The following is a 733-nucleotide window of genomic DNA, read 5'->3' on the forward strand; positions in this document are numbered from 1 at the left end:
TCGTCTTAAGGATCGCGCCAGCCGTGGCCATCACCCATTTCACGCCCCAGCTCATCGGACGCGGCGATGGCCGCAGCGCCGTGCTGGCCGCTGCCTACCGGCATTGCGCGAAGATGGAGTTCGAGGCCGAGGGCCGCACCGTCGACTATTCCAACAAACGCGGGATGATCCACGAGGAAGTCCTGGTTCCGGCCGACGCGCCCGCCTGGCTTCGGACGATGATCGCCGATCGCTCCGTTGCGGGTGCCTCGGAGGCCTTCTGGAACAAGGTCGAGGCCTTCGAGAAGCGGGCGGATGCGCAGTTCGCCAAGGAGTTCATCATCGCGCTGCCCGTCGAGCTGACGAGCGAGCAGAACATCACGCTGATGCGCCAGTTCGTGATCGAGCAGGTGCTGTCGCGCGGGCAGGTCGCGGACTGGGTCTATCATGACGAGCCGGGCAATCCGCATGTCCACCTCATGACGACGCTGCGGCCTCTCACCGAAACCGGATTCGGGCCGAAGCGGGTCGCGGCCATCGGAGACGACGGGCAGCCGCTGCGCCTGAAATCCGGCAAGATCGCCTACCGGCTTTGGGCCGGCGACAAACAGGAGTTCCTCGAGCAGCGCAATGGCTGGCTCGACCTGCAAAACCAGCATCTCGCCCTGAACGGGCACGAGATACGGGTCGATGGGCGGTCCTACGCCGAGCGCGGGATCGACGTCGTGCCGACCACCCATATCGGCGTCGCGGC

At 65.9% G+C, this 733-nt stretch carries 1 protein-coding gene; it reads left to right on the forward strand.

Annotation, left to right across the window (positions count from 1 at the left end):
• Nucleotides 1-23: 23 nt before the first annotated feature.
• The coding region (locus tag ACZYOF_RS44140) for a MobA/MobL family protein (RefSeq protein ID WP_463719643.1) at nucleotides 24-733 on the forward strand (710 nt) is incomplete at its 3' end.

Source organism: Bradyrhizobium sp. LeoA1Lang (genome assembly GCF_055413685.1).